This is a genomic window from Streptacidiphilus neutrinimicus (genome assembly GCF_000787815.1).
GTDB classification, from domain to species: domain Bacteria; phylum Actinomycetota; class Actinomycetes; order Streptomycetales; family Streptomycetaceae; genus Streptacidiphilus; species Streptacidiphilus neutrinimicus.
Genome location: NZ_BBPO01000127.1, coordinates 6,576 through 14,141, shown reverse-complemented (window position 1 = coordinate 14,141; position 7,566 = coordinate 6,576). Strand labels below are relative to the sequence as shown.

Here is a 7,566-nt window from a genome sequence, read left to right as displayed (position 1 = left end):
GGGACGGATAGGGGTTGAGGGGCGGTCGGGCCGCCGCCCATCATCTCGGATAGCGAAATGCGTAGGCGACCTGGGAGAAGCTCCCGTCGCCCGAGGTCGCCGAGGACTCCGATCGGCGGCCCTGCATGCCGTCGGGGTCGTTGCTGCGAACTCCGGCCGGTGAGAACCGTCGATGCCCGACGTGAGCCGACCGGATGCGCTGAAGAGGTGGGCAATTAGATGGCGAATGAAGAGACGCTTCGTGACTACCTCAAGTGGGTGACCGCCGATCTGGCGCAGACCCGCCAGCGCCTCCAGGAGGTGGAGGACACCGACCACGAGCCGATCGCGATCGTCGGCATGGCCTGCCGCCTGCCGGGCGACGTCGGCTCGCCCGAGGAGCTGTGGCAGCTGGTCAGCGAGGGCCGGGACGCCGTCGACGGCTTCCCCGTCAACCGCGGCTGGGACGTCGAGAACCTCTACCACCCGGACCCCGACCACCCCGGGACCTCGTACGTCGACGTGGGCGGCTTCCTGCACGGGGCCACCGAGTTCGACCCGGCGTTCTTCGGCATCTCGCCGCGCGAGGCGACGGCGATGGACCCGCAGCAGCGGCTGCTGCTGGAGACCTCCTGGGAGGCCTTCGAGCGCGCCGGCATCGACCCGACCACCCTGCGCGGCAGCCGGACCGGTGTCTTCGCCGGCGTCATCTACCACAACTACGCCGCCCGCCTGCACGCCGTGCCGGAGGGCGTCGAGGCGTTCCTGGGCACCGGCAGCTCGGCCAGCATCGCGTCCGGGCGGGTCGCCTACGCGCTGGGCCTGGAGGGCCCCGCGCTCACCATCGACACCGCCTGCTCCTCCTCGCTGGTCGCCCTGCACCTGGCGGTGCAGTCGCTGCGGCGCGGCGAGTCCACGCTGGCCCTGGCGGGCGGCGTGACCGTGATGTCCACCCCCGACGCCTTCGTCGACTTCAGCCGCCAGCGCGGCCTGGCCGCCGACGGGCGCTGCAAGGCGTTCTCCGCCGAGGCCGACGGCACCGGCTGGGGCGAGGGCGTCGGCATGCTGCTGCTGGAGCGCCTCAGCGACGCCGAGCGCAACGGACACCCGGTGCTGGCCGTCGTGCGCGGCACCGCCGTCAACCAGGACGGCGCCAGCAACGGCCTGACCGCCCCCAGCGGCCCTGCGCAGCAGCGCGTGATCCGTCAGGCGCTGGAGAACGCCCGGCTGACCGCGCAGCAGGTCGACGCGGTCGAGGCGCACGGCACCGGCACCACCCTGGGCGACCCGATCGAGGCCCAGGCGCTGCTGGCCACCTACGGCAAGGACCGCCCCCAGGACCGCCCGCTCTGGCTGGGCTCGGTGAAGTCCAACATCGCCCACACCCAGGCGGCGGCCGGTGTGGCCGGTGTCATCAAGATGGTGATGGCGATGCGGCACGGGCTTTTGCCGCGCACCCTGCACGCCGACACGGCCTCGCCGGTCGTCGACTGGAGCGCGGGCGCGGTCAGGGTGCTCTCCACCGAGCAGGACTGGCCCGAGCGCGAGGAGCCGCGCCGCGCAGGCGTGTCCTCCTTCGGCTTCAGCGGCACCAACGCGCACGCCATCATCGAGCAGGCGCCCGCCCCGGCTCCGCGCCCGGCGGCCGAGGAGGAGCCCGAGCAGGACGCGGACCCGAGGGACGCGGTCGCGCCGCGTACCCCGGTGGTGCCGTGGGCCCTGTCCGGCCGCACCGCCGAGGCGCTCACCGACCAGGCCGAGCGGCTGCTCGCGCGCCTGGACGCCGAGCCCGGGCTCGCCGCCGCCGACGTCGCCTACTCGCTGGCCACCTCCCGCGCCGCTTTCGAGCACCGCGCCGTCCTGGTCGGCGCCGACCGCGCCGAACTGCGGGACACGCTTGCCGCGTTCACGCGCGGTGAGGCCGACGTGCCGCAGGGCGTCACCAGTTCGGCCGGGAAGGTGGCCTACCTGCTGGCCGGGCAGGGCAGCCAGCGCCTCGCCATGGGCGCCGAACTGTACGCCGACTTCCCGGTGTTCGCCCAGGCCTACGACGCGGTCTGCGCCGAGCTCGACCGCTATCTGGAGCGGCCGCTCAAGGAGGCAGTCGCCGACCCCGAGCTGATCCACCGGACCGGCTTCACCCAGCCCGCGCTGTTCGCCCTCGAGGTGGCGCTGTTCCGGCTGGTCGAGTCCTGGGGCGTGCGGCCGGACTTCCTCGCGGGCCATTCGATCGGCGAGCTGGCCGCCGCCCACGTCTCCGGCGTCCTCTCCCTCGGCCATGCCGCCGCCCTGGTCGCCGCGCGCGGGCGGCTGATGCAGCAACTGCCGTCCGGCGGCGCGATGGCCGCCGTGCGCGCGAGCGAGAACGAGGTGCGGCCGCTGCTGGCCGGCCGCGAGGGCGAGATCGGCATCGCTGCCGTCAACGGGCCCGCCTCCGTGGTGATCTCGGGCACCGAGCAGGCCGTCCGGGAGGTGAGCGAGCTCCTGGAGGCCCAAGGGCGCAGGACCAAGCGCCTGACGGTCAGTCACGCGTTCCACTCGCCGCTGATGGACGGCATGCTGGACACCTTCCGCGCGGTCGCCGCGCGCCTGACCTACGCCGCTCCGCGCATCCCGATCGTCTCCACCCTCACCGGCCGGCTCGCCACCGCCGAGGAGCTCTGCTCGCCGGACTACTGGGTGCGGCACGTCCGCGAGGCCGTCCGCTTCCACGACGCGGTGCTGGCCCTGGAGAACGAGGGGGCGCGCACCTTCCTGGAGCTCGGCCCCGACGGCACCCTCACCGCGCTGGCCCAGGAGTGCGCCACTCGCGAGGCCGCCTTCGCCCCGGTGCTGCGCCCCGGCCGCCCGGAGGCGCGGACCTTCACCGCCGCTCTCGGCGGGCTCTTCGCCCGGGGCGTCAAGCTCGACTGGCCCGCGGTCTTCGCCGGCCTCGACGCCCGCCGCGTGGACCTGCCCACCTACGCCTTCCAGCACGAGGCCTACTGGATCGACCGGTCGGCCCCGCTGACCACCGACGCCCGCGCGATCGGCCTCGGCTCGGCCGACCACCCGCTGCTGGGCGCCGCCGTGGCGGTGGCCGACAGCGACGGTTTCTTCTTCTCCGGGCGGCTCGCCCTCGCCACCCACCCCTGGCTGGCCGAGCACGCGGTGGCCGGCTCGGTGCTGCTCCCCGGCACGGCCTTCGTCGAGCTGGCGATCCGCGCCGGCGACCACGTCGGCTGCGACCGTCTGGAGGAGCTGACCCTGGAGGCGCCCCTGGTGCTGCCCGAAGCGGGCGGCGTCCAGGTGCAGCTATGGGTCGGCCAGGCCGACGCGTCGGGCCTGCGCCCGCTGACCGTCTACTCCCGTCCCGAGGACGGCGCCGACGACGAGCCGTGGACCCGGCACGCCGAAGGTCTGCTCGGCACCACGGCCGCCGCGCCCGAGCTCGGCTTCGACCCGGCCGTCTGGCCGCCCGCCGACGCTCGGCCCGTGGACCTGGCCGACTTCTACCCCGCTCTCACCGAGGCCCGGTTCGGCTACGGCCCGACCTTCCGCGGCCTGCGTGCCGCCTGGGTGCGCGGCCAGGAGGTCTTCGCCGAGGTCGCCCTCCCCGAGGAGGGCGCCGCCGAAGCGGCCGGCTTCGGCCTGCACCCGGCGCTGCTCGACGCCGCCCTGCACGCCACCGCGTTGCAGAGCGCCGGGACCGCCGAGAGCGACCAGCCCGCCCAGGGCCGCCTGCCGTTCTCCTGGAGCGGCGTGACGCTGCACGCGGTGGGCGCCGCCGCCCTGCGGGTGCGGATCGCGCCCGCGGGCGCCGACGCCGTGACGCTGACCGCCGTGGACGTCGCCGGCACGCCGGTCTCCACGGTGGAGAGCCTGATGCTGCGGCCGCTCGCCCCCGAGCAACTGAGCGCCGGTGACAGCCGGGTCGCCGCGCTCGCCGACGCTCTCTTCGTCCAGGACTGGACCGCCCTCACCCTGCCCGACGGCGACACCCAGGCCGAGCGGCACACCGTGGTCGGCCCCGACCGGCTGGGCCTGGCCTCCGGGCTGCTGGCCGCCGGTCACGGCGTCGACACCCCCCAGCACCTGGCCGCCCTCGCCGCCCGTCTGAACGGCGAGGAGGACCACGCGCCCGGCACGCTCTACCTGCCGATCGGCACCGGCACAGGGGCGGTCTCCCCGCAGGAGGTGCGCGAGGAGGTCCACCGCGCGCTCGAACTGCTGCAGACCTGGCTGGCCGAGGACGTTTTCGCGGACGCGCGGTTGGTGGTCGTCACGCGCGGAGCGGTGGCCGCCGGTGACGGTGAGGACGTCCGTGACCTGGCCTCCGCCGCGGTGTGGGGTCTGGTGCGTTCGGCGCAGTCGGAGAACCCGGGCCGGATCGTGCTCGTCGATCTGGACGAGGACGCGGCCTCGCCGGCCGTGCTCGCCGCCGCCGTCGACTCCGGTGAGCCGCAGCTCGCCCTGCGTGCGGGTGCGGCGTTCGCGCCGCGTCTGGCACGGGTACCGGCAGGCGAAGGCGATGCGCCGGAGCTGGACCCCGAGGGCACCGTGCTGCTCACCGGGGCCACCGGCGCTCTGGGCGGGCTGTTCGCCCGGCACCTGGTGACCGCGTACGGTGCGCGTCGCCTGCTGCTGGTCTCGCGGCGCGGGGCCGAGGCTCCCGGAGCCGCCGAACTCACTGCCGAACTGGGCGAGCTGGGCGCGGAGGTCGCCGTCGCGGCCTGCGACGTCTCCGACCGTGCCGCGCTGGCCGAGCTGCTGGGCTCGCTGGAGCACCCGCTGACCGCCGTGGTGCACACCGCCGGTGTGCTGGACGACGGCATCATCGCCTCGCTGACGCCGGAGCGCATCGACACCGTGCTGCGTCCCAAGGTGGACGCGGCCTGGCACCTCCACGAGCTGACGGAGGAGCAGAATCTCGCCGCCTTCGTGGTGTTCTCCTCGGCTGCCGGGGTGTTCGGTGCGGCTGGTCAGGGCAACTATGCGGCGGCGAACGGCTTCCTGGACGCCCTCGCCCAGCACCGCCGGGCATCCGGACTGCCTGCGACCTCGCTGGCCTGGGGCCTGTGGGCGGACGGCATGGCCGGCACCCTGGACGAGGCCGACGTGCAGCGGATGACCCGCAACGGCGTCGCCCCGCTCACCGCGGACCTGGGCCTGGCCCTCTTCGATGCGGCGCTCGGCCGGCCCGCCGCCGCGCTCGTCCCGATCCGGCTGGACACGGCGGCCCTGCGCCAGCAGGCCCGTACCGGCCGCCTGCCCGCCGTCCTCAGCGGACTGGTCCGCACCCCGGCCCGTCGGCTGGCCGCCGCAGGCGCCACCGCCGCCAGCGCCTCGCTGGTCGACCGGCTGCTGGCGCTGGGGGAGGAGCAGCAGCAGGGTGAGCTGCTGGAGCTGGTCCGCTCCCAGGTCGCCCAGGTGCTGGGCCACGCGGGCGCGCACGTCGTCGACCCGGCCAAGGCCTTCCGGGAGACCGGTTTCGACTCGCTCACCTCGGTCGAGCTGCGCAACCGCCTGAACGCCGTGACCGGCGTACGGCTGCCCGCCACCGTGGTCTTCGACTACCCGACGCCCGCCGCGCTCGCCGACTACCTCTTCACCGAGGCGCTGGGTCTCGGCGAGGCGACCGCCGAGGCCGCACCCGTCGTGGCGGCCGCCGACGACGACCCGATCGCCATCGTCGGCATGGCCTGCCGCTACCCGGGCGACGTGCGCTCGCCCGAGGACCTGTGGCGGATGATCGCCGAGGGCGCCGACGGCATCTCGTCCTTCCCCACCGACCGCGGCTGGGACGTGGAGAACCTGTACCACCCCGACCCGGACCACCCCGGCACCTCGTACACCAGCGAGGGCGGATTCCTGCACAACGCCAGCGAGTTCGACCCGGCGTTCTTCGGCATCAGCCCGCGCGAGGCCCTGGCCATGGACCCGCAGCAGCGGCTGCTGCTGGAGACGTCCTGGGAGGCGTTCGAGCGCGCCGGGATCGACCCGGAGACCGTGCACGGCAGCCGCACCGGCGTCTTCGCCGGAATCATGTACCACGACTACATCTCCCGCCTGCCCGCCATCCCGCCGGGCGTCGAGGGTTACCTCGGGACCGGCAACTCCGGCAGCATCGCCTCGGGCCGGGTCTCCTACGTGCTCGGGCTGGAGGGCCCGGCGGTCACCGTCGACACCGCCTGCTCCTCCTCGCTGGTCGCGCTGCACTGGGCGATCCAGGCGCTGCGCACCGGCGAGTGCTCGCTGGCGCTCGCCGGTGGCGCGACCGTGATGGCCGCTCCCAGCACCTTCATCGACTTCAGCCGCCAGCGCGGCCTCGCCCGCGACGGACGCTGCAAGTCCTTCTCCGACGACGCGGACGGCACCGGCTGGGCCGAGGGCGCGGGCATGCTGCTGATCGAGCGGCTCTCCGACGCCCGCCGCAACGGTCACCCGGTGCTCGCGATCGTGCGCGGCTCGGCGATCAACCAGGACGGCGCCAGCAACGGGCTGACCGCCCCCAACGGCCCCTCGCAGCAGCGGGTCATCCGCCAGGCCCTGGCCTCGGCGGCGCTCAGCCCCGACGAGATCGACCTGGTCGAGGCGCACGGCACCGGCACCACCCTGGGCGACCCGATCGAGGCCCAGGCGCTGCTGGCCACCTACGGCCGCGAGCGCGCGGCCGACCGGCCGCTCTGGCTCGGCTCGGTCAAGTCGAACCTGGGGCACACCCAGGCTGCAGCGGGCGTGGCGGGCGTCATCAAGGTCATCATGGCGATGCGGCACGGTGTGCTGCCGAAGACGCTGCACGTCACCGAGCCGTCCACGCACGTGGACTGGACTGAGGGCGCGGTCGAGCTGCTGACCGAGGCGCGCGAGTGGCCGCGGACCGGCCGTCCCCGCCGCGCCGGCGTCTCCTCCTTCGGGATCAGCGGCACCAACGCCCACACCATCATCGAGGAGCCGCCCGCGCCGCGCGGCGCCACGGCCGCCCAGCCGGACCCGGCGGCGCCCGCCCGGGTGCTGCCCGTGGTGCTGTCCGCCAAGAGCCCCGAGGCGCTGCGCGCCCAGGCCGAGCGACTGCGCGACCACCTGCGCGAGCAGCCCGAGCCCTCGCTCCTCGACGTCGGCTGGTCGCTCGCCACCACACGGAGCGCCTTCGAGCACCGTACCGTGCTGCCGGTTGCCGGACTCGACCTCCTCGACGCGGAGTTGGCCGCGCTCGCGTCCGGCACACCGACGGCGCGCGCGGTGCTGGGGACGGCCGGCTCGGTGGGGCGGACGGCGTTCCTGTTCACCGGCCAGGGCAGTCAGCGTGCCGGGATGGGCGCTGAGTTGTATGAGGCGTTCCCGGTGTTCGCGGCGGCGTTCGACGCGGTGTGCGCGGAGCTGGACGGGCAGGTGGACCTGCCGCTGCGCGAGGTCGTCTTCGCGGGTGAGCGGATCGACGAGACGGCGTTCACGCAGCCTGCGTTGTTCGCTCTTGAGGTGGCGCTGTTCCGGCTGGTCGAGTCGTGGGGGGTCCGTCCGGAGTTCCTGGCGGGGCATTCGATCGGTGAGATCGCGGCCGCTCATGTGGCGGGTGTGCTGTCGCTGGCGGATGCCGCGACCTTGGTA

At 74.6% G+C, this 7,566-nt stretch carries 1 protein-coding gene; it reads left to right on the top strand.

Annotated features, from left to right (window positions below; all coding sequences use genetic code 11):
* Nucleotides 1-219: 219 nt before the first annotated feature.
* A partial coding sequence (locus TR48_RS36700; protein ID WP_042374973.1) for a type I polyketide synthase occupies nucleotides 220-7,566 on the top strand: 7,347 nt, incomplete at its 3' end.